The following is a 23,439-nucleotide window of genomic DNA, read 5'->3' on the forward strand; positions in this document are numbered from 1 at the left end:
GCGCGTGGCGGGACGGCGGCCGGGGACGTGGCAGGCGCGGGTGCAGCGGCGGCCGCCGCCCCGGTGTCCCGGGCGGCCGCTGACACGTCCCCCCGATCGCTGCGCCCACGGGCCAGGTCGAGGACCGCCCGCTGGATCTCCGCAGTGCCGAGTTCGCGGCGGGCGAGGGCCAGGGTGGCACGGCCGCGCTGCAGACGGATGTACAACAACAGTGTCGGACCGGCCGGGACATCCACCGGACGCAGCACGTGATAGCAGCGCCGGGAACTCAAGATCAGGTCCTCGACGGGACCCTCTCCCGGTGCGTCGGCGATTTCTGCGGCACTCGTCGCCAAGGCGATGACAGAATTGATGTCGACCGCGTGTCCGTCGTTTCCACCGACATCGCCCAGAATGCGTGCAGAATCGCGCTCGACCACGCAGACATACGAAGCACCCGCCAATTCGAGAAGCTTCGACAGAACGCCACCGAGACCAGCCACGCGCTACTCTCTCGCATCGATCAGGAGTATCGTCGACCAACCCTCTCGGAGCATCCGGCCGACGATGATCAGAGGTCGCTGCTACTCCGTGCGGCACATCCGTAGCACGGCTGATCGGCTCAGGGAAGATCCGGACCCGGGGCCGTGTTGCATCCGGCGTGGTGCCTCTCTCCGTTCTCGATCTCGTTCCCGTCGGATCCGGCTCGACCGCCACCGCCGCGCTCGCCAGCAGCACGGCCCTGGTCCGGCGCGCCGAGGAGCTCGGCTTCCGCCGCTACTGGGTGGCCGAGCATCACGCGATGCCCGGCATCGCGAGCTCGTCGCCGGCCGTCCTGATCGCGCATCTCGCCGCGGCGTCGTCGTCCATCCGCGTGGGCTCGGGCGGTGTGATGCTGCCCAACCACCAGCCGCTCGTCGTGGCCGAGCAGTTCGGCACCCTCGAGGCGCTGCATCCAGGCCGCATCGACCTCGGCATCGGCCGTGCGCCGGGCACCGACCAGCGAACCGCCCGGGCGCTGCGCCGGGGCACGGACGCGATGAACGTCGACGACTTCCCCGACCAGCTCACCGAGCTGGCCGCCTACTTCCGCGGCGAGGGCCCCGTCACCGCCGTGCCGGCCGCGGGGAACGCGCCGGCGATGTGGCTGCTCGGGTCGAGCGGTTACAGCGCGCAGGTCGCCGGCCTGCTCGGGCTGCCGTTCGCGTTCGCGCACCACTTCAGTGCCGAGAACACGATGCCGGCGCTGGCGCTGTACCGGCAGCGGTTCCGCCCGTCGCCGACCCTCTCCGAGCCGTACGCGATGATCGCCGCGAACGTCACGTGCGCCGAGACCGACGCCGAGGCCCGCAGGCTCGCGCTGCCCGGTGCGCTGTCGTTCCTGCAGCTGCGGCTCGGCCGGCCCGGCCTGCTGCCCAGCCCGGATGAGGCCGCGGCCTACCCGTACACCGACGAGGAGAGGCTGTTCATCACCGACCGCCAGTCCACGCAGCTCATCGGCTCACCGGAGACCGTCCGCGAGCAGGTGCACGAGCTCGTGGAGCGCACCGGTGTCGACGAACTGATGATCACCACCCAGACGCACGCCGGGGCGGACCGGCTGCGGTCCTACGAGCTGGTGGCCGACGCGCTGGACCTCGCACCGGTCGCCGCATGAGGTGATCTGATGGGGGCATGACCCCCGAGACCTCCCCGGCCGCCGCGTTCCGCCAGGCGGTCGAGACCGGCGACGTCGACGCCGCGGTGGCCCTGTTCCGCGACGACGTCGTGTTCAACTCCCCCGTCGTGCACAAGCCCTACAAGGGTCGGGAGGCGCTGCGCGCGATCCTCGGCGCGGTGTTGCAGGTGTTCTCCGACTTCCGCTACGAGACGGAGTTCGACGGGCCGGGCGGTCACGTGCTGGTGTTCCGGGCGCGGGTCGGGGACCGGGAGCTGGAGGGGGTCGACATCCTGCGCAGCGAGTACGGCGAGCTCATCGAGCTGACGGTGATGGTGCGGCCGTACTCCGCGGCCACGGAGTTGCGCGACCGGATGGCGGCCCTGCTCACGGGGTGATCACGGGTTGAGGCGGACGGGGCGGCCGAGCACGGCTCCGTACGACGACCCGTTCACGGCTGCCCCGTTCACCGGGGTGCTGCCCGCCGCTCGCGCCCGATCCGCCCGGTACTGCTCGTGCACCACCGTCAGGAACCGGTGCACCGCCCGGACGGCGTGCCGGGTGCGGGCGGTCGGGAACGCGTCGAAACCGTGCTGGGCGTGCGGTAGTTCGGCATAGCAGACGGGCCGGCAGCTGACCTGCCGCAGCCGGGCCACGAGCCGGCGGGACTGGCCGACGCCGGCGATGGTGTCCGTGCTCCCGTGGATCACCAGGAACGGCGGGGCGTCCGGGCCGGCCCGGTGCACGGGCGACGCCTGCCGCCAGCCGCGCTCGTCGTCGGCGAGCGTCGTGGTGAAGACCTTGCCTTCGAGCAGGGCGAACAGCCCCTCCTCGTCGACGGTGAAATCGTGCACGCCGTAGAACGGCACCGCCGCGGCCACCGAGGTGTCGGCGCCGGTGAAACCGGGCTGGAAGTCGGGGTCACCGGGCGAGAGGGCGGCCAGTGCGGCCAGATGGCCACCGGCCGAGCCCCCGGTGATCGCGACGAAGCCCGGATCGCCGCCGTAGTCGCCTATGTGCGCCCGGGTCCAGGCGATGGCCCGCTTGACGTCGATGATCATCGACGGCCAGCGCTCCCCCGGTCCGAGCCGGTAGTTGACCGTCACGCACACCCAGCCGTGCTCGGCCAGGTAGGCCATCAGCGGCTCGGCCTGGCCGCCCTTGTCGCCGCCGCTCCAGGCGCCGCCGTGCACCTGCAGCAGGACCGGCGCGGCCGCCGCAGCGCCGGCCGCGGCCACGTCGGGCCGGGCCCACACGTCGAGCCGGTGTGCCGGATCGTCGCCGTAGGCCACGTCGGCGGCCCGCCGGTAGAGACGGCGCGCCGCCCGGCCGGAGGGGACCCGGTCGTGGACCGCCGGGCGGCCCGTCACGCCCAGCGGCGCCAGCGCCGCGGCGAGCACGTCGGCAGAGCGGTCGGCGTCCCGCCGCAGATCCGCCAGCGCCGCGACCGCCGCGGCGTTCGCGAGGGCACCGGCGATGCCGTCGGGGCGTCGCCAGCCCCCGCGGGCGAGGGCCGCCAGGCCGGCCACGACGTGCACCGCGCTCTGCACCGAGGGCGCCTCGGAGGCGGGCGTGCACGGGGCGGCCTGCAGGACCGAGACCGGCCAGCGCCGGATCAGCGGGGCGCGGACGCCCGCCCCCGCCAACACCCCGGCCAGACCCAGCACGATCGCGGCGCGACGACCCACGGAGCACTCCTCTCGATGCGGCGGACGTCGCCGCCGGCTCTCCCTACTGGACAGTACGCGGGCGAGGGCGTCCACTCGGTGGCTCTGACTACCCACAGTGGCGGCACGGCACCGTTCCAGCCGAAGCAACCCCCGATCGATGCCGTCATTCGGGTGATGTCGACGCCGGGGGCGCACCGTGGGCACGGGGCCGCCCGTTGACCTCACGACGTTCCCGTCCGGGCATCCGGGGCAACGCCCGGGCGGGAGGACATCGATCCCGGAAGGGGGCCGTGCAGGTGCCAGGCGCACACACTCCACCGCCCTCACGGATCGGACGGACCGCGGCGGACCGGCATCCGCCGGAGCGGCCGTCCCGGCGACGCGCGGCCCGCCCGGCCGGTGTCGGCTGGTGGCAGACCCCCAAGGGCACCAGATCCCGTCGTGCAGCCGGTCCACCGCCCGGCCCGATGAACGGTCGACCTTCCGGCCCGGTGGGCAGCGACGACCTCACCCGGGTGCTGCCCGCGAGGGCGGGTGGGACCGAGACGGGCCGGGACGGCTCCCGCCCCGCGACGCCGCGCCGGCGCGCCGTCCCGGCCGGCCCCGTGGAGGGGCTCCGCCGCCGACTGGGTCGCGCCACCCGGTCCCAGCACCGCCGACCGCTCACACCCGAGCAGCTCAAGGCCCGCCGCGGGCGGCGCATCAGGTACGCCGTGCTCGGCTCGATCGGCACGGTGCTGCTCGGCCCGGTGCTGGCCTTCGCCCTCGGTTACCTCTTCTTCTCCGTCCCCAGCCCGGACGACGCGGTCAACAACCAGGTCGCCCTGGTGTCCTACGGCGACGGCAGCCAGCTCACCCGGCTGGTTCCCGAACAGGGCAACCGGATCAAGGTGCCGATCGAGGCGATACCGGTACCCGTCCGCAACGCGGTGCTCGCCGCCGAGGACCGCAGCTTCTACTCCAACCCCGGCTTCGACCTGACCGGCATCCTGCGGGCGGCGTGGAGCCAGCTGCAGGGCGGCATCGGCGGCGGCTCGACGATCACCCAGCAGTACGTCAAGAAGACCCTGGTCGGCGACGACGCCACCCTGTGGCGCAAGTACAAGGAGATGATCGTCGCGGTCAAGCTGTCCCAGCAGAAGACCAAGGACGAGATCCTCAACGACTACCTCAACGCCATCTACTTCGGCCGTGGCGCCTACGGCATCCAGTCGGCCAGCCAGGCCTACTTCGGCAAGCCCGTCGACCAGCTCAGCCCGAGCGAGGGCGCGCTGCTGGCCGGGCTGATCCAGTCCCCCTCGCGCTGGGATCCGGCGATCAACCCGGACAAGGCGGTCCAGCGCTGGGAGTTCGTCATGGACGGGATGGTGAGCCAGAACTGGCTGACCCCGGCCGAGCGCGCGGAGGCCCGGTTCCCGCAGACCTCGCCGCGCAAGCTCGCCTCGGGTGGGGTGCCCGGGGACAGCCGCGGGCACATCGTGACCGCGGTGAAGGAGGAGCTCGAGGCGCTGGGCATCTCCGACCAGGAGCTGGGTCAGGAGGGCCTGCGGATCAGCACGACCATCAACCCGGAGCAGCAGCAGAAGGCCGTCGACGCCGCCCGGGAAGCGCTCGAGGGACAGCCGGCGAACCTGCGCACCGCGATCGTGGCGATCGACCCGGCGACCGGCGGCATCCGGGCCTACTACGGCGGGGACAACGGCGTCGGCCTGGACTACGCCCGGGTCCGCAAGCAGGCCGGCTCGACGTTCAAGCCGTTCGTCGTCCTCGCCGGGTTGCAACAGGACCCCCCGATCGGCCTGGGCGAGACCTTCGACGGCAAGGCGGTGCCGGGCCTGCGCAACTCCGAGGGTGCCGACTGCGCGCGGTGTGACCTCAAACAGGCCATGACGATCTCCAACAACGTCGTGTTCAACACGCTCGCGCGGAAGGTCGGTCCGCAGAAGGTCGCCGACGCCGCCCGCAGCGCGGGCATCACCTCGCCGCTCGAGGACGTCAACGAGGGCATCGCGCTGGGCAACAAGGAGGTCACCCCGCTGGAGCTGGCGTCGGCCTACGCGACCATCGCCGCCGGCGGTGTCTGGCACCAGCCGCACCTGGTGTCGAAGGTGGTGACGGCCGACGACCGGGTGCTCTACGAGGCGCCCGAGGCCGACGGTGAGCGCCGCTTCCCCGAGCGGGTGGCGCGCAACGTCACCGAGACCATGCTCAACGTGGCCGGGAACGACGGGCTCGCCCTGCCCGGCCGGCGTCAGGTGGCCGCGAAGACAGGCACCGTGCAGTCCCGTTTCGAGGGCGAGAACAACGACGCCTGGATGAGCGGGTTCACCCCGTCGATCTCCACCACCGTGTGGATCGGCACCGACATGAACTCACCGATCCGCACCGCCAGCGGTACCCCGATCAGCGGCAAGACGCTCCCCGGCGAGGTCTGGCAGGACTTCATGTCCGACGCCGTGCAGGACGAACCGCCGCAGAGCTTCCCGACGTTCCGCCCGATCGGCGACCCACCGTCGGACCTGGCTCCGAACGAGACCCCGACGAGCTCGGCCGTCCCGACCCCGACCCCGTCGGCGGCCCCACCGTCGGGCGGGCTCCCGCCGGGTCCCGACGGTGTGCCTCCTGGAAGCGACGCCCCGGCCCTGCCGTCCGGGACCCCCGTCCCCGACGCTCCGGGAGCGGACGCGGGGGAAGCGCAGGTCACCCCTGCGCCGGGACCGCAGCCGACCGTGGAGCCGACGCCGACCCCGCGGCAGGACTGCACACTCTTCGCCTGCGGCTGAGGCCGTGCCCTCCCCGCAGGCGTCGCCGACCGCTACCGTGGATCGGTGACCAGGTCGGATGCGCCGCGGGATCAGCGCAGCTTCGACGTGGTGGCGTGGATGTCCGAGCGCCGGATGGTGCTGTACGTGCCGGAGATCGAAGCCGCCACCAGCGTGCGCGACATGGCCGACGCCGACGACGCCGCCCGCGACCTCATCGCCGAGCTGACCGGACTGGATGCCGCGAGCATCAGCTGCGACATCCGGCTCGGCCGGCCGGGTGGCGGTCCGGTGGGGCCGGCGGAGATGCCCTGAGATGTAGTCCGTTCTGTCCAGACGGCAAGGTGGAGCGGTGCCTGTGGACGTCGCCGCGGGCACCGCTCCGTTGTCCGGAGACAGCCGGTGCCCGCAGGCCACCACCGATCGGGCGTGCACATCCAGCCCGGCACTCCTACGCTTCCGGTCCCCTGGGCCTCCCACATCTTGTGGCTCTACCGGCCAGGACCCACTCCTGCCCGGCAACCCACGTTCACAATGTGGCGAGGCCCCAGCCCGGCCCCCTCCCGTCCAGCCCGGATCAGTCGACCAGCGCGACCGCGCGGGTCGGCCCACCGTGCGCGCCCTGCAGCTTGAGCGGGAACCCGGCGAAGGTGAACCGCGTGTTCACGACCCGGTCGAGGTTGGCCAGGTTCTCGTAGTGGGTGATGTGCTCGCGGCGGCACATCATGTGGCACGGGTAGCTGGTGCTGGCCGGGTTGTCCGGGGTCGGGCTGTCCACCCCGAACGTTTTGACCCGCCGGCGGACGATCCACTCACTCGCCGACTCCCCCAGCCCGGCGAAGTCGGTGAGGTAGCGCTTGTCCCCGGCGTAGCGGTTCCAGGTGGCGGTGTGGAACAGCACGATGTCGCCGGGCCGGACGTCCACCGGGGACTCCGACTCGATCCGGTCGAGGTCCTCGGCGGTGATGTCGGTCTGCGGCTTGAAGTCGGTGACGTCCAGGCACACCGCGGTGCCGTAGAACAGCTCCAGCGGCATCTTCTCGATCGTCTCCGCCGACGGGTCCGGGTCGAGGTGGGAGAACGAGTCGACGTGGGTCGGGCCGTTGTCGTTGAGCATGAAGCCGGTGGTCTGGAAGGAGAAGCCGCTGTCGAACCGCGGCGCCGTCTCCTCGTGCGTGGCGTGGTCGAACTGCACCGTCTTGAGGTGGCCCGGATAGACCTTCATGCCCTCGTAGATGTCCTGCGACAGGTCGATGATCTGCATGTTCAGCTCCTGGTACTCAGTACATGACCACACCGGCGGTGACGTTGAGGTCCTCACCCGTGATGGCGGCGGCATCGTCGGAGGCGAGGAACGCGCAGGCCCGCGCGACCTCACCGGCGTCGACAAGCCGGCCCAGCGGGGAGGGGCCGGTGAACGCGGCCAGCGCCTCGTCCTCGGTGATCCCGCGGGCGGCGGCCTGCTTGGCGATGACGTCGTCGATCCGCGGCCCCGCGACCGCACCCGGGCAGACGGCGTTGACCCGGATGTCGTGCGGTCCCAGCTCCAGCGCCAGCGTGCGGACCAGACCGATCACGCCCAGCTTCGCCGCGGCGTAGGGGGTGCGGCCGTGCAGCGGGCGTTTCCCGGTCATCGACGACACCGCGACGAGCGAGCCTGCACCGCGTTCGACGAGCCCCGGGATGAACGCGCGAAAGGTCAGGAACACCCCGTCCAGGTCGGTGGCCAGGCAATCCCGCCACTCGTCGAGTGAGATCTCGTGCAGCGGCGCGGTCGGCCCGGCGACCCCGGCATTGGCGACGACGGCGTGCACGGGGCCGAGCTCTGCGGCATCCTCGGCCATCACGGCGACGGACGCCTCGTCGCGGACGTCACACGCCAACGGCAGCGCGGTGCCACCCTCCTTCTCGATCTCCGCGACGGTGTCGGCGAGGGTGGCCCGGTCGCGGGCGGTGGCGACGACGGCGAACCCGTCCGCGGCCAGCGCGACCGCGATCGCCCGCCCGATTCCCCGGTTCCGCCGGTCACGACCGCGACCCGCGGGCTCACCCCGACTCACCCACTGCCCCGCCGCGACTCGCGCACGGTGTCACCGCGACTCGCGGGCGTTGCGGATGGCGGTGAGCAGGCGGTCCGGTGTCATCGGCAGCTCGGTGACTCGTACCCCGAGCGGGGCCAACGCGTCGTTCACCGCCACGTTCAGGGCCGCCGGGGCCATCATCCGGCCGCCCTCGCCGCCCCCCTTGATGCCGTGCGGGGTGTAGGGCGAGGGCGTCTCGGCGTGCCCGATCTTCAGCTCCGGAACCTCCATCGCCGAGGGGATCAGGTAGTCGAGGAAGCTGGTTGCCTGTAGCTGACCGTCGTCGTCGTAGGCGAACTCCTCGTAGAGCGCCGTCCCGATGCCCTGCGCGGTGCCGCCGACGATGTGCCCGGCCAGCGAGCGCGGGTTGACCAGTGTTCCGCAGTCGTGCACGGCGGCGTAGGAGAGGAACCGGACGCCCCCGGTCTCGATGTCCACCTCGATCACCGGCACGTGGCAGGCGTGGCCCATGAACGGGTAGAAGACCCCGAGGTCCTTGCGGTCGGCCGAGGGCATCGTCGTGTACGGGTGGTCGAAGACCTTGCTGTCCTCGAGACCGGACTCGATCTCCTCCGGGAAGCTGTGCTTGAACAGGTGCAGCGCGATCGCGATGTCCCCCAGCGACTTGCGCCGCTCGGGAACGCCCTTGACCTGGTAGCCGCCATCGACCCACTCGAGGTCGTCGGGGTCGATCTCGAGCAGGTGCGCCGCCGCCTGCCGCGCCTTGGCCTTGATCTTCGCGGTGGCGCCCTCGACAGCGCCGGCCAGCATGACCGTGGTCCGGGACCCGCCGGGCCCGGTCGCGGGCAGCCCGTCGCGGCTGCCCCGGTAGACGATGCTCACCGAGTACGGGTCGACATCGAACTCCTCGGCGACCATCTGGGCGACCATCGTCTCGGGGCTGTTGCCCCAGAAGGCGCAGGAGTACAGCGTCGCGGTGATGCCGCCGGTCGCGTCGACCTTCAGCGTCACGCTCTCGGGCATGCTCGTGACCGGGGCTCCGGGCTCGTCGAACCAGAACCAGAACTCGGTCGCGGAGAACACGCTGCGCTCCTGCGCCGTGATCAGCCCGATCCCGATGTAGCGGCCCTCCTCCTCGAGCAGCCGCCGCTGCTCGGCCCGCCAGCGGTCGTAGTCCGACAGTTTGAGGGCCTGGTCGAGGACGGCGTCGTAGTTGCCACTGTCGTAGACGTTCCCGGTCGGAATGAAGTGTGGGAAGGTCCGGACGAAGTTCTGGCGCCGCACCTGCACCGGGTCGAGGCCCAGCTCGCGGGCGGCCTTGTCCACCATCTGCTCGAGCATCCAGTTGTTGACCTCGGAGCCGAAGCCCCGGTATGCGCCCTGCTGGTTCTTGTTGGTCAGCACCGCGCGCACCCGGTACCGCACGCTGCCGATCCGGTAGGGGCCGGTGACCTGGGCGAGCGCGTTGCCGTGGTGGCCGACGCCGAACTGGATGTAGGCGCCGTAGTCATCGATCGTGTCGATCTTCAAGCTGCGCATGGTGCCGTCGCGCATCATCGCCAGCTCGACCTCGTAGACCCGGTCCGAGCCGTGGTGGTCGCAGTTGGACATGTTGTCGACCCGGTCCTCGAGGTAGACGACCGGACGGCCGACCTCGCGCGAGCACATCCCCGCGATCACCGACGGCTTGGTCGCGAACAGCTTGGAACCGAAACTGCCGCCCGCCGGTACCGGGATGATGTCGAGCTTGTTCGTCGGGATCTTCAGCGTGCCCGCGACCATGAACAGGTAGCTGGTGAAGCTCAGCGAGTTGGTGTGCACGGTGAGTTCGCCGGTCGCGTGGTCGAAGTCGGCGATGGCGCCGACGGTCTCCAGTGGCTGACCGCCGGAGCGGTGCCAGCGCAGCCGGTCGCGGATGACGACGTCGGCCTCGGCGAAGTCGGTCTCGACGTCACCGAAGTCGAACGTCCGGTCGTAGGCGCAGTTCGATCCGAGCGGCTCGTGCACCAGCGGCGCACCCTCGGCGAGCGCACGCTCCGGGTCGACCACCGGGTCCAGCGGCTCGTACTCGACCTCGATCAGCGCCGCCGCGTCCTCGGCCAGGTACCGGTCGTCGGCGACGACGACCGCGACGCCCTCGCCGACGTAGCGCACCGTGTCCACGGCCAGGCAGCGCCATGTGTGGTTCGCCGGGTCGGGGCCGAAGTCGGGCAGCGGATCGCACAGCGCGGCGGCGCGCGCACCGGTGATCACGGCGTGCACCCCGGGCGCGCTCAGCGCCGCGACGGTGTCGATCGCGGCGATCCGGGCGTGCGCGTGCGGGCTGCGCAGCACGGCCACGTGCAGCATGTCCGGCGTGACGAGGTCGGCGATGTAGCCGCCCCCGCCGCGCAGGAACTTCGGGTCCTCGACGCGGCGGATCGACTTGCCGACCCACTTCCGGTTGTCCTTGTGGGTGCGCACGGGAGGCGCGGAGCGGTCGACGATGGTCATGTCTGGGCTCCCGTCGTGGAATCCGAGTCGGCGCGCATCCGCTTCGCCGCGTCGACGACGGCCTCGGTGATGAACTGGTAACCGGTGCAGCGGCACAGGTTGCTGGCGATCTCCTCGCGCACCTGCTCGGGCGTCGGATCCGGGTTCCGCTCGATGATCTCGCACGCCCGCATGAGCATCCCGGGGGTGCAGTAGCCGCACTGCAGGCCCTGCTTCTCCCAGAACTCCTCCTGCAACGGGTGCAGCGTGGCGCCCTGGGCCAGCCCCTCGACGGTGCTGATCTCGGCGCCGTCGGCCTGCACCGCGAACGTGATGCAGGACCGGATGCTCGCGCCGTCGCGCAGCACCGTGCAGGTGCCGCAGACGCCGTGTTCGCAGCCGATGTGCGTGCCGTGCAGGCCGAGGTCCTCGCGCAGGAGGTCGACGAGCAACCGACGGGGCTCGACGTCGGCGGACACCGGCCGGCCGTTGACGGTCAACGTGATGTGGCGCTTCTGTCCGGTCACGGGGTCATCTCCGGTCCTGGGCGCGAGAGATCGCCCGTTCGAGCGCGCGGTGGACGTAGCTGCGGGCCAGCGCGACACGTGTCGCAGCGCTCGCGTGCAGGTCAGCCGCGGGCGTCAGGCCGGTGACGGCGGCATCGGCAGCCGCCGCGATGGTCTCGGCGCCGGGGGCGGCGCCGAGCAGGGCGTTCTCGGCAGCGGTCGCGCGGATCGCGGTGGGGGCGACGCCGGTGAGCGCGATCGCGGCCCGGGCGACCCGGCCGGCCTCGATCTCGACCTGGGCGGCGACCCCGACCAGGGCGAAGTTGCCGTGGGTGCGGGCGAACTCGACGAACGCGTGCCCGCCTCCCCGACGGGGGATCCGGATCTCGGTGAGGATCTCGTCGGGACGCAGCGCGGTGCTGAACGGGCCGAGCAGGAACTCCGCAGCCGGTATCGTGCGGGTGCCCTCCGGGCCGGTCGCGACCAGTTCGGCGTCCAGTGCCAGGGCGACTGCGGGCAGCTCGGCGGCCGGGTCGGCGTGCGCGATGCTGCCGCCGATCGTGCCACTGTTGCGGATCGGGGCGTGGGCGACCAGGCCGACGGCCTCGGCCAGCAGCGGCGCTGTCAGTGCCACCTCGGGCGAGCGCTCGACGACCGACTGGCGGGTCATCGCCCCGATCACCAGGACCCCGCCGTCGACGCGGATCCCGTCCAGCTCGGCGACGTTGCGCAGGTCGATGAGGTGGCCGGGCTGGGCCAACCGAAAGTTCATCAGCGGGATCAGGCTCTGCCCACCGGCGAGCACCCGTGGTTCGGCGGCGGCGTGGGCCACGAGAAGTTCGACGGCTTCGGCCACCGAACTCGGCGCGGCGTAGTGGAAAGGCGGTGGTTTCACATCGGCCTCCGGTGCACTGCGGCCTCCTCGACGCGGTGTGGTGGGCGGCGCGAACCGGGCCGATCGCGTGTGATCCACGGCACGCGCACGGGAGATCCTGGTGCCGCCGCGCACGACCCGGCCATGTGTGCCGGCCCAGGAAACAGCGACGATCCCTGGGCCCGTACACAACCGGTCAGGTCGGGTGGTCGAGGTGGACGATCTCGCGGATCGTCAGGGCCAGCTGCAGTTCCAGACGCACCTCGGTGTCCCGCAGGCTGCGGCCGGTGAGCTGCTCGACGCGGGCGAGCCGGTAGCCCACGGTGTTCGGGTGCACGACCAGCGCGGCCGCCGCCGACGACGTCGAGCAGCCCGCCGCCAGCCAGGCCCGCAGGGTGGCGAGCAGATCTCCGCCGCGCACGGCCTCGTGCACGATCAGGGGCTGCAGCAGCCCCCGGGCGAACCGGCGCAGCGCGTCGGGCGTGCCGGTCTCCAGCAGCAACGCCGACAGGCCCAGATCCCGGACGTCGACGAGACCACCGGGCCGGTTCGCCCGGCGCAGCGCGGCAGCCCCGCGGGCGACCCGGAACGCCGTCGCGTAGTCACCGAGGGTGCGCGCCACCGGCCCGGCGACGACGGTGGGGGTCGCGCGCGGGGCCAGCGCCGCCGCGGTGTGGGTCAGGATCCGGCCCAGCACCTCCAGCACCTCCGGCGGCCCGGGCTCGGCGCGCAGCAGCAGCACGTGCAACCCGTCGTAGGGCCCGGCCAGCGGATGGGCGTCCGGCTCGGCCCCGCCCCGGATCAACTCGGACAGCCGGGTCGCGGCCGGCGCCGGACCGTCCACCGCCAGCACCGCGAGCACGTGCGGCCGCGACAGGTCGTGCCCGAGCGCCGCGGCGCGGGTCAGCACCGCCTGCGGCCGGGCCGGACCGTCGGGCCGCAGCAGATCACCGAGCAGGTCCCCGGACAGCCGGCCCTGCATGTCGACGAGGTGGCGCTGCTTGAGCAACTCCAGCCCGACGACCAGCGCGAACCGCTCGACCACCCGCAGCTGGACCGGTGCCGGGGCAGCGGGCGGAGCGGTCACCCACAGCCGGCCGACCAGCTCCCCGCCGAGTACCACCGGCGCCGCCCAGGCCACCTCCCCGGCGGCCCGCCCGGGGGCGCCCGGCACGACCGGTCCGGCCGGCCGGACCACCGGGACCTGCACCACCTCGTAACGGCGAGTCGGGTTGTCACCGGCCTCCAGCGCCGCGCGGGCCGGACGACGGCGCCGCGCCCGGGAGTCCGGAGGTGGCCGATAACCCACCTCGGGGGCCCGGGCGAGCAGCGCTCCCTCGGCGTCCTCGACGGTTACCGAGGCTTGCAGCGTCGCAGCCAGCGCGGTGACCAGACCGGGCAATCCGACCCCGTCGAGCACCAGCTGCATCAGCCGATGGTGCTGCTCCTCGGCCCACTCCAGCACGGCCCGGCCCCGGCGCAGCTCCGCGTTGGCCCGGGACAGCTCCCCGATGACGGCCTGCGAAGCGGTGCGCAGCCGGGCCGTCTCGAGCGCCAGCGCGGCCTGCCCGGCGAGCAGCTCGATCAGCTCCACCTCGGGCGCGGCGAACTCCCGGGCCGCGACCGAGTACGCGACGATCACCCCGGCCAGCTCGTCCGAGGTGCGCAGCGGTGCCGCCAGCAGCCCCTGGTAGCCCTGGGCGGGTGCGAGCGACCGGAGCCGGCCGTAGCTCGCCGCCGTCGCGACGTCGGGCACGGCGACCGTGCGACCCTCCCGGAAGGCACGGGCCGCGGGCGAGTCCAGATGCGGGCCGGGCGGCCGGATGAGCAGCGAACCGCCGTCGCTGACCAGCGCGACGTAGTCCGGGGACAGCCCGGACCAGCCGGCCACCTGCAGGTGCTCCCCGGCGGCGTCGGCCAGCATCACCGCGCAGTACTCGAACCCGATCAGCAGACAGGCCTGCTCGGCGACGCGGGTGAGGACCGCGTCCAGTGGCTCGGCCGCGTTGACCGCGCGCGCGATCTCACTCACCGCGGACATCCACGACCGCAGCGAGGCCGGCACCTCCGGCACGCTCACGCCGCCCACCCTCACCCCGCGGTGCCACGTGGGCAAGGGTTCGGTGCCGGCCGAGCACATCGCCCACCTCGATCGTCGAGCAGCAGGCCGGGGTTCAACCCGGCGGGCGCCCCCCGATCGACTCCAGTACACCGCTGGGCACCAGCACGTCGGCCCGGCACCTGGTCGACTCGACGAGCTCCGCGTTGGGCCCGTCCACGTCGCGGACCCAGGCCGCGGCGCGTGCGGGGACCTTGCCGAACGCCTCGTGCCGGGCGGTCAACCGGCCGATCCGCACGTCGGCCCGCAGGTCGCAGAACCACACCTCGTCCAGCGCCGAGGCCACGGCGCGCCACCGGGGGTCGTCGACCAGCAGGTAGTTGCCCTCGGTGAGGATCAGCCGGGCCGCCCGCGGGACCGCGATGGCGCCCGCGATCGGCTGCTCGAGGACCCGCTCGAAGGCCGGCGCGTAGACCACGTCCTCGTCGTCGGCCCGCAGCCGGCGCAGCAGCGCGCCGTACCCCCCGGCGTCGAACGTGTCCGGGGCGCCCTTGCGGTCACGCCGGCCGAGCCGCACGAGCTCGACGTCGGCGAGATGGAAACCGTCCATCGGCACGTGCCCGACCCACTCCCCCGCGGCCAGGCCGGTCGGCGGATCGTGGCGCAGCGCCGCGGCGAGCTCCTCGACGAGCGTCGTCTTGCCGGCTCCGGGACTCCCGGTGACGCCGAGCAGCACCCGTCGTTCGCCGGTGCCGGCGAGCTCCCGGGCGCGGTCGACGAGATCGGCGAACGTGTCCACCCGTCCACCCCCTCGTCGCGTCCTCGCCGCGCTGTCGGCCGCGCTGTAGGTCGCACTGTAGATCGCCCCCGCTCGTAGCGTGGACGACGTGGCCCGGCACAGCGCCGCCGGCCGCCCGGCGTCGTAGGGTGCCCGTCATGGCCACCGTCACCGCCGACGCGAGCAGGATCGACGAGAACAGGGCCCGCGAGGTCGCCGACCGGATGGCCGCGGCCGCGGGTGCGCTGCTGGAGTCGCTGGACGCCGAGCAGACCGCCGTCGCGCGCCGGGGCACTCCGGGCTCCGACGCCGAGTCCGACGCCGAGCGCCTCCGCTGGTACTACACCCCCACCGACCACGGAGGCCTGCCGCTGAAGGACATGCGCCCGGCCCAGCAGAGCCTGGTCATGCAGCTGGTCGCCAGCGGCCTGTCCACGGCGGGCTACAACACCGTCACCACCGTCATGGGCCTGGAGAACGTGCTCGACCACGTCGAGGGCTGGAACGTCGACTGGGGCCGTGAGCGCGGCCGGGACCCGGGCATGTACTACGTGCGCATCTTCGGCGAGCCCGGCGGGACCGCACCGTGGGGCTGGCGCTTCGGCGGGCATCACGTCTCGCTGAACAACCTGGTCGTCGACGGCGCCGTCCGGTCCACCACGCCGTGCTTCATCGGGGCCGACCCGGCGTCCTCCCCGCTGCTGGGCCCCAGCCCGCTGCGCCCGCTCGGAGGTGCCGAGGACCTGGCCCGCGAGCTGGTCCGCTCGCTCCCGCCGGAGCTCGCGGCCCGCGCGGTGCTCCTGGACCGCGCGCCGTCGGACATCATCGCCGGCAACCGGGCCCGGATCGCCGACGGTGACGAGATGCTGCACCTGACCGACATCTGGCGCGGGCGTTTCACCGAGCAGCGGCTCGTCGACCGCATCGCGATGATGGACGAGAAGGCGGAGGCGGGTTCGGGCTTCGACGCCGCCGACCACGCGACGCTGGCGCTCACGGCGGCACCGAAGGGGTTGGCCGCAGCCGAGCTGGACGCCGGTCAGCGTGAGGTGCTGCGCGCGCTGCTCGACACCTACCTGGGCCGGGTGCCCGACGGGCTCGCCGCCGCCCCGACCGACACGGTGCTCGACACCGTCCACTTCGCGTGGGCGGGCGGCACGGCGCCCGAGGACCCGCACTACTACCGGCTGCAGGGCCCCCGGCTGCTCGTCGAGTACGACAACACGCAGCGGCAGGTCAACCACGCGCACTCGGTGTGGCGGGACCCGGAGTCCGACTTCGGGTTCGACGCGCTGGCCGCACACCGGGCGGCGCACCACTCCGCGTGAACGGTTGCGGTTGACGCTACGTCAACCCCTAGCGTCCCTCCTGCGAACGACGGGAGGTCGAGGATGCGCTGCTGCGCGAGCTGGGACTCGGGCTGCCCGACATCGCCGCGGTGCTCGACGGGCACACCGACGAGGTCGCGGCACTGCGCCGGCACCACATCCGGCTGCTCACCGACGCCGAACGGCTCCACCGGCTGGCCGACACCGTCGCCCGCACCATCGAGGAGAGAGAAGGTGGGACGCCGATGGCGGCGGAGGAACTGTTCGACGGGTTCGCCAACGACCCGTATGGGCAGGAGGCGCGCGAGCGCTGGGGCGAGACGGCGGTGGAGTCACAGCGCCGCGCGGCGAGCTGGGACCCCGGCACCGCAGCGCGGATCAAGGCCCGGGGCGACGCGGTGAACGTGAAGCTGGCCGCGGCGATGCGCGCCGGCACCCCGGTGGACGACCCGACCGTGCAGGAGGCGGTCGCGGAGCACCACGCGTGGGTCGGCAACTTCTGGACCCCCAACCGGGAGGCCTACATCGGGCTGGGCGACCTGTACGTCGACGACCCGCGGTTCTCCGCGAACATCGACAGGGCAGGGCCCGGACTGGCCGCCTACCTGCGCGACGCGATGACCGTGTACGCGCAGACCGAGCTGCGCTGATCCCGGGAGCGGCGTGGCGGTGTTCGCGCTAGGACCGCTCCCGGGCGCGCAGCGCCAGGACCACGATGTCGTCGCCGGTGTCGGCGAGCGTCCCGCGCACCAGGTGGTCGCAGAACGCGGCCAGCGGCAGCCGGGCCCCGCGCCGGACGAGATCCAGCAGCTGGGCGGCGCTGCGGTCGTCGGGGTCGCTACGGCGCTCGACCAGGCCGTCGGTGTAGAGCAGCAGCGTCGACCCGGGCGCGAGCTCGATCTCCTGGTCACCGCGCGGCAGCTCCGGCGCGACCCCCAGCACGACGTCGACGTCGCCGGGGACGGGCCGCGGCGTCCCGTCCGGATCGACGAGGATCGGGGCGGGGTGGCCTGCGTTGGACCAGCGGAACAGCGTCCGGTCTCCCGTCCACAGCACCCGGCCGTAGAGCAGCGTGGTGAACCGGGTGACGGCGAGCCGGGAGGCCACCCGATCGAGCCGGCTCAGGACGAAGGACGGGTCACCGTCGCTGTCGAAGGCGAGCGCCCGCAGCATGCTGCGCAGCTGGCCCATCGTCGCGGCCGCCGACAGGTCGTGCCCGGCGACGTCACCGACGGCGAGCGCCAGGTCGCCGCCGGGCAGCCGGAACGCGTCGTACCAGTCCCCGCCGACCTCGAGCTCTGCCGTGGCCGGTAGGTAGCGGGCCTCGACCTCGAGCCCGCCGATACCGATCTCCGCGGACGGCGGGGGCTCGGTGAGCATCGAGTTCTGCAGCGCCAGGGAGGCCCGCCGGGTCTGCTGGAAGCGCAGCCCGTGCTCGACGGCCGCGGACGCCCGCGCGGCGAGCTCGCTGACCAGCGCGACGTCGTCCTCGGTGTAGGGCGGGCGGTCGCCGCAGGCGACCAACCGCAGGGCCGCCACCACCCGGCCCTCCGACAGCACCGGCGCGACGAGGGTCGAGTTGAGCTCGACCTGCTTCGCCCACTCCCACATCTCCCCGGTGCTCATCCAGTCGTCGCGGTCGGACAACGGGCCCCTGTCGAGCAGCGGTGTGCCGGACCGGACGCTCCGCGTGACCGGATGGTCGGCCACGAACACGAAGCGCTCGTCGATCGGCGGCGCGGGCACCACCCCGGGTGCGACCCGGGTGACCACGCGCTGGCCGGTGATCACGCCGCGACCGCCCGGCGTGACCGGATCGACCAGGTAGACCCGGCACAGGTCGGCGAACGCCGGCACCACCGCGTCGGCCAGCGCGATCAGCTCCGTCTCGGGGTCGAGCGCCGCATTCACCGCGAACGTCGCCCCGGCCAGCACCGCGATGCGGTGCTGGGCGCGGGCCTCGTCGTCGATGTCGGTCTCGGTGCCGACCCACTCGACGATCCGGCCCTCGGCACGCACGGGGACCGCGCGGGCGCGGAACCAGCGGTACCGGCCCTCGGCCGTCCGCAGCCGGTTGATGTGGGTGAAGTCCGAGCCGGTGCGGACGGCGTCGAGCCAGGCCGCCCGCTTCGAGGCCCGCTCGTCGGGGTGGATCGCGTCGAGGAACCCCCAGCCGCGGTACTCCTCGAAGCTCTGACCGGTGATCGCCCGCAGGCTCGGCGAGTCCTGAGCCGCGCTGCCGTCGGGCTCCCGGATCCAGACCGCGGCGCTGGTCGCCTCGACAAGGCTCTGGTAGCGGTTCAGCGCGCGCTCGCGCTGCCCGGCGGCCTCGACGAGCTCACGGCGGGTCTTCTCGGCCTCCGTCACGTCGGTGACGACCAGGCCGACCCCGATGACCTCCCCGTCCGCCCCGCGCACCGGGAACTGGTTCAGCAGCCAGCTCTGCGAGGGTCCGCGACCGTGCCACAGCCGGCCCTGCAGCGGGACGTCGCGCCGGACCACGCCGGTGGCCAGCACCTCGCGCAGGCCCGCCTCGATCACGGCGCCGATCGGGCCGTGCACCTCCACCAGGGTGCGGCCGAGACGCTCCTCGCGGGTGCCACCGGCCTGGTCCACGAGCGCGTCGTTCACCCGGCGGTAGCGCATCTCGGTGTCGAAGTAGGCGAGCGCCACCGGCGCGGTCTCCCACAGGGCGTCGAGCAGGGCGAACGCCTCGTCGCCGGCGCGGGAGTCGGCCACGTCCTGCAGCACGCCGACGACGATCGGCCCGCGGGGCGACAGCGGGGCGAGCGCGGCACGGACGAACAGCGTGATCCCGGTCGGCACCACCACCGGCAGTCGCCCCGCATAGGTCCGCCCCGCGAGCACCTGCTCGATCAGCTGCCAGGCGGCCGAGGTGTCCACGATGGGCGCCCCGAGGTCGGCCCCGCCGCGACCGAGCACCTCCTCGTGGCTCCAACCGGTGATCCGGGCCGCCTCGGCGTTCCACTTGAGCACGATGCCGGCCGCGTCGAGCGCGAAGAAACCCACCGGAAGGTGCTCGACGGCATCGGCGAGAACATCGTCCGGAGAGACCAACCGACCTCCCGGTGCCAGGACGCGGAACGCGTCGGGCGCTCATCGTAGGGGGCGCACCGGACCGCGGCCACAACCGCGGTATCACCCGCGGCGTCGGGGCTGCGGCGTCGCCTCTGGGCCCTACCGTCTCGTCATGAGCATCCACCCCGCCGCCCGCGCCCACCGGCCCGTCCCGAAGCCGGAGCGGATCAGTCACGGCGAGCCGACCTGGTTCGTGCGCCGGGCGTTCGCGATGGACACCGACCACCACCACGACGACCGGGTCGCGTTCTGGTGCGCGGCGCCGCCGGGCGCCCAGACCGAGCTCGTCACCGACGCCTCCCGGGAGGTCGCACCGAAGAAGCTGATCGCACGATCGGGCCGGTGAGCAGTCGTTAACATGCGGGGGTGTCCGACCCCGCTCCCCCGCTGCCCCACGTCGAGCTGCACGGCTCGGCGTACGAGTACGACGACGTGCCCGGCGACCCCGCCCTCGCCCCGCTGCTGTTCCTGCACGAAGGGCTCGGCTCGGTCGGCCTGTGGCGCGGGTTCCACCGCCGGATCGCCGCCGCGACCGGCCGCCGCGCCGTGGCCTACTCCCGGCTCGGGCACGGCTTCTCGGACCTGCCGCCGGCCAAGCGGTCACTGACGTTCATGCACGACGAGGCCGCGCACGTGGTCCCGGCGCTGGCCGACGCCCTCGGGCTGGGCGCGCCGGTGCTCGTGGGACACAGCGACGGGGCGTCCATCGCGCTGCTGCACGCCGCCCGGGCCGACGCCGCCGCGCCGGTGAGCGGGCTCGTCGTGCTCGCGCCGCACGTCTTCGTCGAGCAGCTGGGGCTGGACGGGATCGCCGCGGCCCGCGAGGCGTACACCGAGGGCGACCTGCGCGCCCGGATGGCCCGGCACCACCGCGACGTGGACGTCACGTTCTGGAGCTGGAACGACGTCTGGCTCGACCCGGACTTCCGGGACTGGGACATCCGCCCCGAGCTGCCCGGCATCGGTTGCCCGGTGCTGGCCGTCCAGGGCGAGGTCGACCAGTACGGCTCGATGGCGCACGTCGAGGCGGTGCGCGACGCCGCGACCGGGCCGGTGCAGCTGCTGACGCTGCGGTGCGGGCACTCCCCGCACCTGGAGGTCGCCGAGCCGACCGAGCGGGCCGTGGCCGAGTTCATCCGCGCGCTGCCGTAGCGCGGGCCCTCCCCGGGGACGAGCTCAGCTCGCCGACCATCCCGCCCAGCGCTGCGGCGTGATCACCAGCAGCGGTCCCTGCGGGCGTGCCGAGCGGTAGGGCGGGTACCTGGCGGCCAGCTCGTCGAGTGCGCGTTCCCGGAACTCCCCGTCGCTCTGCACCGCGGCCGTGCCGTCGATGCGCACCCACCACAGCGAGGACCAGTCCTCGTCGTAGTGGTCGGCGAGCAGTCCCACCCGTGGGTCGCGCTCGACGTCGGCGAGCCGCGCCAGCTTCGTGCTGCGCTTGGGTTTGACCTCGTCCACGGCCGAACAGACCAGGCCGTCGACGAGCGCGAACGTGATCGGCACGAGCCGCGGGGTGCCGTCGGCCCGCAGCGTGGCGAGCCGGGCGACCCGCGCCGCCGCGAACCGGCGGCGCGAGTCGTCGTCGTCGAGCGCGGGCACCGTGGCTCAGGCTGCGGGCACGTCCACGCGGACGGCGAGCAGCTTGGCCTCCCGGGTGTCGCGGCGCTCGTGCTCGGCGAACCCGGGCGCGGTGCACAGGTACAGCGTCCGCCCGTCGTCGCCGCCCAGCACACAGGCGAAGCAGCCGGTCTCGCCGGTGGAGATCTCCTGCGCGATCTCGCCGCCCTCCCGGATCCGAACCACCCGGTTGCCCAGCGCGTCCGCGGCCCAGATCGCGCCCTCGGCGTCGAGCGCGATGCCGTCCGGGGCGATCGTCAGCTGCGGCAGCGCCTCGTTGATGTCGTCGGTCTGGGGCACCGGACCGAATGACGCCCAGTCCCGCCGGTTCGACAGGCCGCCGTCGGCGCCGATGTCGAACGCGCTCAGGCGGTGCCCGAAGCTCTCCGCGACGACCAGCGTGTTCCCGATGATCACCGAGCCGTTCGGGAAGACCAGGTCCTCGGCCACGACGGTCGTCGACCCGTCCGGGTCCACCCGGACCAGCGGTGCGTTGCGCATCGCGGCCCCGTTCATCAGGTCGAAGCCGAAGTTGCCGACGTAGGCGCGGCCCTGGTCGTCGACGACCATGTCGTTGAGGATGCCGCCCGCGTGGGCGGACAGGTCGGCGTGCTCGACCAGGCTGCCGTCGTTCTCCCGGCGCAGGAGCTTGTGGTCACGCATCGACACGATCAGCAGCCGGCCGTCGGGCAGCCAGCCCAGGCCCGAGGGCTGCGCGGGGACCTCGGCCTCGACCCGGACGTCGCTGCCGTCGGCGCGGGCCGAGACGACCTGGTGGGTGTAGAAGTCCGATACCCACAGCCGCCCGTCCCGCCAGCGCGGGCCCTCCAGGAACGAGTACTTCTCCAGCACCACCGACAGCTCGCTCATCGTGCCTCCTGAGATCGACCCGCGCCCGGCCGCGTTGCCGGGCGGGCCCAGTCTGGCCTCGTCGGTCGCGCGCGACCACCATCTGTCCTGATCCAGGACGCCGGGCGTGTCGTTCGGCTCTCGGTTCCGCCCCTGGGGGAGCCTTCTGCACGTCGCACTTGCCAGAGACGTCGTGAACGGCGTCTCATGTGTGCTGGGGCTCCCGCGGTGGCCGGTGTCGTTCTCGGGAGCCGTATGTCGCTGTTCGTACGGAGTCCTCGGACTCCAGCCCGGAACCCAGCGCGCCGCCGATCGTGCCGATCGAGGACACCAGCCAGGCCAGCCGGAGGTAGTCCGAGACGTGGGCCGGGTGGCCGATGACCGCCGAGAGCACCTGCGGGACCACGACGAACCACCCGGTGGCCAACGAGCCGGCCAGCAGCACGACGTATGCAACGCCGCACCCGATAACCAGTGTGAGCATGGTGGCGGCGTTGTAGAGCCGCACTTGCCGGTACTCGACGCGGTCGCGTCGGTCGGCGTGCTGCCACAGGTTGTGGTTGAGGATGAGCCACAACACGATCATCGCCAGCGAGGCCACTGTGGCGATCCCGAGCCGCAGGGCGCTCATCGCTCCGCTGAGTTGCCACACCACGCTGGAGACCAGCCCGAACGCCGCGGAGGCCAACCCCGCGGCGACCGCGTTGCGGAGCCCCCAGACCAACCGCCATGGCCGGTTGACTCGGACCATCCCGACCAGCAGCCGCAACCTGCCCGCCGGTGCCGCGTACTCGACGTCGATGTCCTCGTCGGTGGGCGCTACCGGCTGGACTCCGGACCGCACCCCTACGCCGCCGCCCTCGATCTCTTGGTCTCCGCTGTCGGCGGGGAGCTCACCGGCCCATTCCAGGATCAGCCGGACCACGATGTCGCGGGCCTGCTCGGCAGGCCGCAGCATGTCCAGCGCGGGGACGGAAACCACCGCTGCGTTCGCCCGCCTACTCAGATCGCCCACGAGGTAGCCCTGATTCGCCGAAAGAGGCAGGTCGGTCAGGCAGACGACGAAGTCCCAGCCCTCGCGGGCCCGCCGCTGGGCCGCCAGGTCGATGATCCGCTCGCCCTCGCCGCGAGAGAGCGTCTCCGAGACCACGGTGACGCGGCAGTGCAGCCGGTACCCCGACCGCTCCGCGAGTGCCCCGGGCAGTTCCTCGGCCAGCCGGTGGGCGATCTCGGTGGCGAAACCCGGGTCCGCGACGAGCCCGATCAGAAGAGTGCGAGTCCCTCCCGACCGCCTCCCCGAACGTTCTCCCCGGCCTTCCAGGATGCTCCTGCTGCTCCCTGCCGTCCCCGTCATGACTGCCCCTATCCTGGCCCGAGCACCGAATCTGGCGCGCGCCGGGCGGCCGGCGCCGGAGCGCGCAGGCCAGGATCTGGCGGGGCCCTGCACGATTTCGTCAGCCCCCCGGGACGAGGCCCCCCAACCGGCTTGGCCCGGTCGGGCTCATCCGACTACCGGACAGGACCGGATCCGATGAGAACAGTGCAGCTTCCCTTGAGTCGGCGGCTATTCGGCGCCCGAGGACGCCGGGACCATGTCGTCCACCAGATCCTCACGAAATTGCTCACCTTCGATGAGACATCAACGGCTGACCTTGACTCGCCGAAGGTGACCAATCCGCTGGTCAGCGACGACCGCGTTGCTCAACCGCACCGAAACCGACAGCGGGCGGGTGCGCCTCAGCGTGTG

General features: G+C 72.8%; 21 protein-coding genes. 8 read left to right on the forward strand and 13 right to left on the reverse strand.

Annotated elements, in window-relative coordinates:
• The coding region (locus HF519_RS05035; RefSeq protein ID WP_169410559.1) for a hypothetical protein at nt 1–482 on the reverse strand (482 nt) is incomplete at its 3' end.
• Nucleotides 483–643: 161 nt separating this feature from the next.
• Here HF519_RS05035 and HF519_RS05040 point away from each other — a divergent pair.
• Both HF519_RS05040 and HF519_RS05045 read left to right on the forward strand, forming a co-directional pair.
• Entirely contained in the window at nt 644–1,636 is a 993-nt protein-coding gene (locus HF519_RS05040) for an LLM class flavin-dependent oxidoreductase (RefSeq protein WP_312859908.1), read from the forward strand.
• 17 nt (nt 1,637–1,653) lie between these two features.
• Nucleotides 1,654–2,034 carry a nuclear transport factor 2 family protein gene (locus HF519_RS05045; protein ID WP_169410563.1) on the forward strand — a complete coding sequence of 127 codons (381 nt, stop codon included), beginning with the start codon at nt 1,654–1,656 and terminating at the stop codon, nt 2,032–2,034.
• Here HF519_RS05045 and HF519_RS05050 read toward each other — a convergent pair whose 3' ends face one another.
• Nucleotides 2,035–3,324 (reverse strand): alpha/beta hydrolase, encoded by a 1,290-nt coding sequence (locus tag HF519_RS05050; protein WP_169410565.1) that lies wholly within the window; start codon nt 3,322–3,324, stop codon nt 2,035–2,037.
• A gap of 473 nt (nt 3,325–3,797) precedes the next feature.
• Between HF519_RS05050 and HF519_RS05055 the strand changes: the two genes are divergently transcribed.
• Both HF519_RS05055 and HF519_RS05060 read left to right on the forward strand, forming a co-directional pair.
• The gene (locus tag HF519_RS05055) at nt 3,798–6,089 is read left to right on the forward strand and encodes a transglycosylase domain-containing protein (RefSeq protein WP_312859909.1); all 2,292 of its coding nucleotides are present in this window, start codon (nt 3,798–3,800) and stop codon (nt 6,087–6,089) included.
• Between the two features lie 45 nt (nt 6,090–6,134).
• Entirely contained in the window at nt 6,135–6,383 is a 249-nt protein-coding gene (locus tag HF519_RS05060) for a hypothetical protein (protein ID WP_169410569.1), read from the forward strand.
• A 262-nt stretch (nt 6,384–6,645) separates the two neighbouring features.
• On the opposite strand, the gene HF519_RS05065 is transcribed toward HF519_RS05060, so the two are convergent.
• The 7 genes from HF519_RS05065 to HF519_RS05095 all read right to left on the reverse strand — a co-directional run bounded on the left by HF519_RS05065 (nt 6,646) and on the right by HF519_RS05095 (nt 14,820).
• Nucleotides 6,646–7,332, reverse strand: a complete 687-nt coding sequence (locus tag HF519_RS05065) for a cyclase family protein (RefSeq protein WP_169410571.1) — start codon at nt 7,330–7,332, stop codon at nt 6,646–6,648.
• A gap of 16 nt (nt 7,333–7,348) precedes the next feature.
• Nucleotides 7,349–8,128: an SDR family NAD(P)-dependent oxidoreductase gene (locus tag HF519_RS05070; protein ID WP_169410572.1), complete on the reverse strand. Its 780-nt coding sequence runs from the start codon at nt 8,126–8,128 to the stop codon at nt 7,349–7,351.
• A 30-nt stretch (nt 8,129–8,158) separates the two neighbouring features.
• Entirely contained in the window at nt 8,159–10,603 is a 2,445-nt protein-coding gene (locus tag HF519_RS05075; RefSeq protein WP_169410574.1) for a xanthine dehydrogenase family protein molybdopterin-binding subunit, read from the reverse strand.
• Nucleotides 10,600–11,109, reverse strand: a complete 510-nt coding sequence (locus HF519_RS05080) for a (2Fe-2S)-binding protein (protein WP_169410576.1) — start codon at nt 11,107–11,109, stop codon at nt 10,600–10,602. The genes HF519_RS05075 and HF519_RS05080 overlap by 4 nt, the downstream gene beginning before the upstream one ends.
• 4 nt (nt 11,110–11,113) lie before the next feature.
• Nucleotides 11,114–11,983 (reverse strand): FAD binding domain-containing protein, encoded by an 870-nt coding sequence (locus tag HF519_RS05085; protein WP_169410578.1) that lies wholly within the window; start codon nt 11,981–11,983, stop codon nt 11,114–11,116.
• A gap of 175 nt (nt 11,984–12,158) precedes the next feature.
• Nucleotides 12,159–14,042 carry a helix-turn-helix domain-containing protein gene (locus HF519_RS05090; RefSeq protein ID WP_169410580.1) on the reverse strand — a complete coding sequence of 628 codons (1,884 nt, stop codon included), beginning with the start codon at nt 14,040–14,042 and terminating at the stop codon, nt 12,159–12,161.
• A 94-nt stretch (nt 14,043–14,136) separates the two neighbouring features.
• Nucleotides 14,137–14,820 (reverse strand): nucleoside/nucleotide kinase family protein, encoded by a 684-nt coding sequence (locus HF519_RS05095; RefSeq protein ID WP_169410582.1) that lies wholly within the window; start codon nt 14,818–14,820, stop codon nt 14,137–14,139.
• Nucleotides 14,821–14,957: 137 nt separating this feature from the next.
• Here HF519_RS05095 and HF519_RS05100 point away from each other — a divergent pair, with 137 nt between their 5' ends.
• A complete protein-coding gene (locus tag HF519_RS05100; RefSeq protein ID WP_211169574.1) occupies nt 14,958–16,127 on the forward strand; it encodes a DUF3500 domain-containing protein in 1,170 nt (389 codons plus the stop codon).
• Nucleotides 16,128–16,237: 110 nt separating this feature from the next.
• Nucleotides 16,238–16,777 carry a TipAS antibiotic-recognition domain-containing protein gene (locus HF519_RS05105; protein WP_169410584.1) on the forward strand — a complete coding sequence of 180 codons (540 nt, stop codon included), beginning with the start codon at nt 16,238–16,240 and terminating at the stop codon, nt 16,775–16,777.
• Between the two features lie 28 nt (nt 16,778–16,805).
• On the opposite strand, the gene HF519_RS05110 is transcribed toward HF519_RS05105, so the two are convergent.
• Nucleotides 16,806–19,205 (reverse strand): SpoIIE family protein phosphatase, encoded by a 2,400-nt coding sequence (locus HF519_RS05110; protein WP_169410586.1) that lies wholly within the window; start codon nt 19,203–19,205, stop codon nt 16,806–16,808.
• A 133-nt stretch (nt 19,206–19,338) separates the two neighbouring features.
• On the opposite strand from HF519_RS05110, the gene HF519_RS05115 reads away from it, so the two are divergent.
• Nucleotides 19,339–19,572, forward strand: coding sequence for a hypothetical protein (locus tag HF519_RS05115; protein ID WP_169410588.1), 234 nt, complete (start codon nt 19,339–19,341; stop codon nt 19,570–19,572).
• Nucleotides 19,573–19,592: 20 nt separating this feature from the next.
• Nucleotides 19,593–20,378 (forward strand): alpha/beta fold hydrolase, encoded by a 786-nt coding sequence (locus HF519_RS05120; RefSeq protein ID WP_312859910.1) that lies wholly within the window; start codon nt 19,593–19,595, stop codon nt 20,376–20,378.
• Nucleotides 20,379–20,402: 24 nt separating this feature from the next.
• On the opposite strand, the gene HF519_RS05125 is transcribed toward HF519_RS05120, so the two are convergent.
• The 3 genes from HF519_RS05125 to HF519_RS05135 form a co-directional block, all read right to left on the reverse strand.
• Complete coding sequence (locus HF519_RS05125) at nt 20,403–20,825, reverse strand: TIGR03668 family PPOX class F420-dependent oxidoreductase (protein WP_169410590.1); 423 nt, start codon at nt 20,823–20,825, stop codon at nt 20,403–20,405.
• 6 nt (nt 20,826–20,831) lie between these two features.
• Nucleotides 20,832–21,713, reverse strand: coding sequence for an SMP-30/gluconolactonase/LRE family protein (locus HF519_RS05130; RefSeq protein WP_169410592.1), 882 nt, complete (start codon nt 21,711–21,713; stop codon nt 20,832–20,834).
• Between the two features lie 184 nt (nt 21,714–21,897).
• Nucleotides 21,898–23,046 carry a hypothetical protein gene (locus tag HF519_RS05135; RefSeq protein ID WP_169410594.1) on the reverse strand — a complete coding sequence of 383 codons (1,149 nt, stop codon included), beginning with the start codon at nt 23,044–23,046 and terminating at the stop codon, nt 21,898–21,900.
• Between the last annotated feature and the right edge of the window lie 393 nt (nt 23,047–23,439).

Origin of the sequence: Pseudonocardia bannensis, assembly GCF_012911875.1 — a bacterium.
GTDB classification, from domain to species: Bacteria; Actinomycetota; Actinomycetes; order Mycobacteriales; family Pseudonocardiaceae; genus Pseudonocardia; species Pseudonocardia bannensis.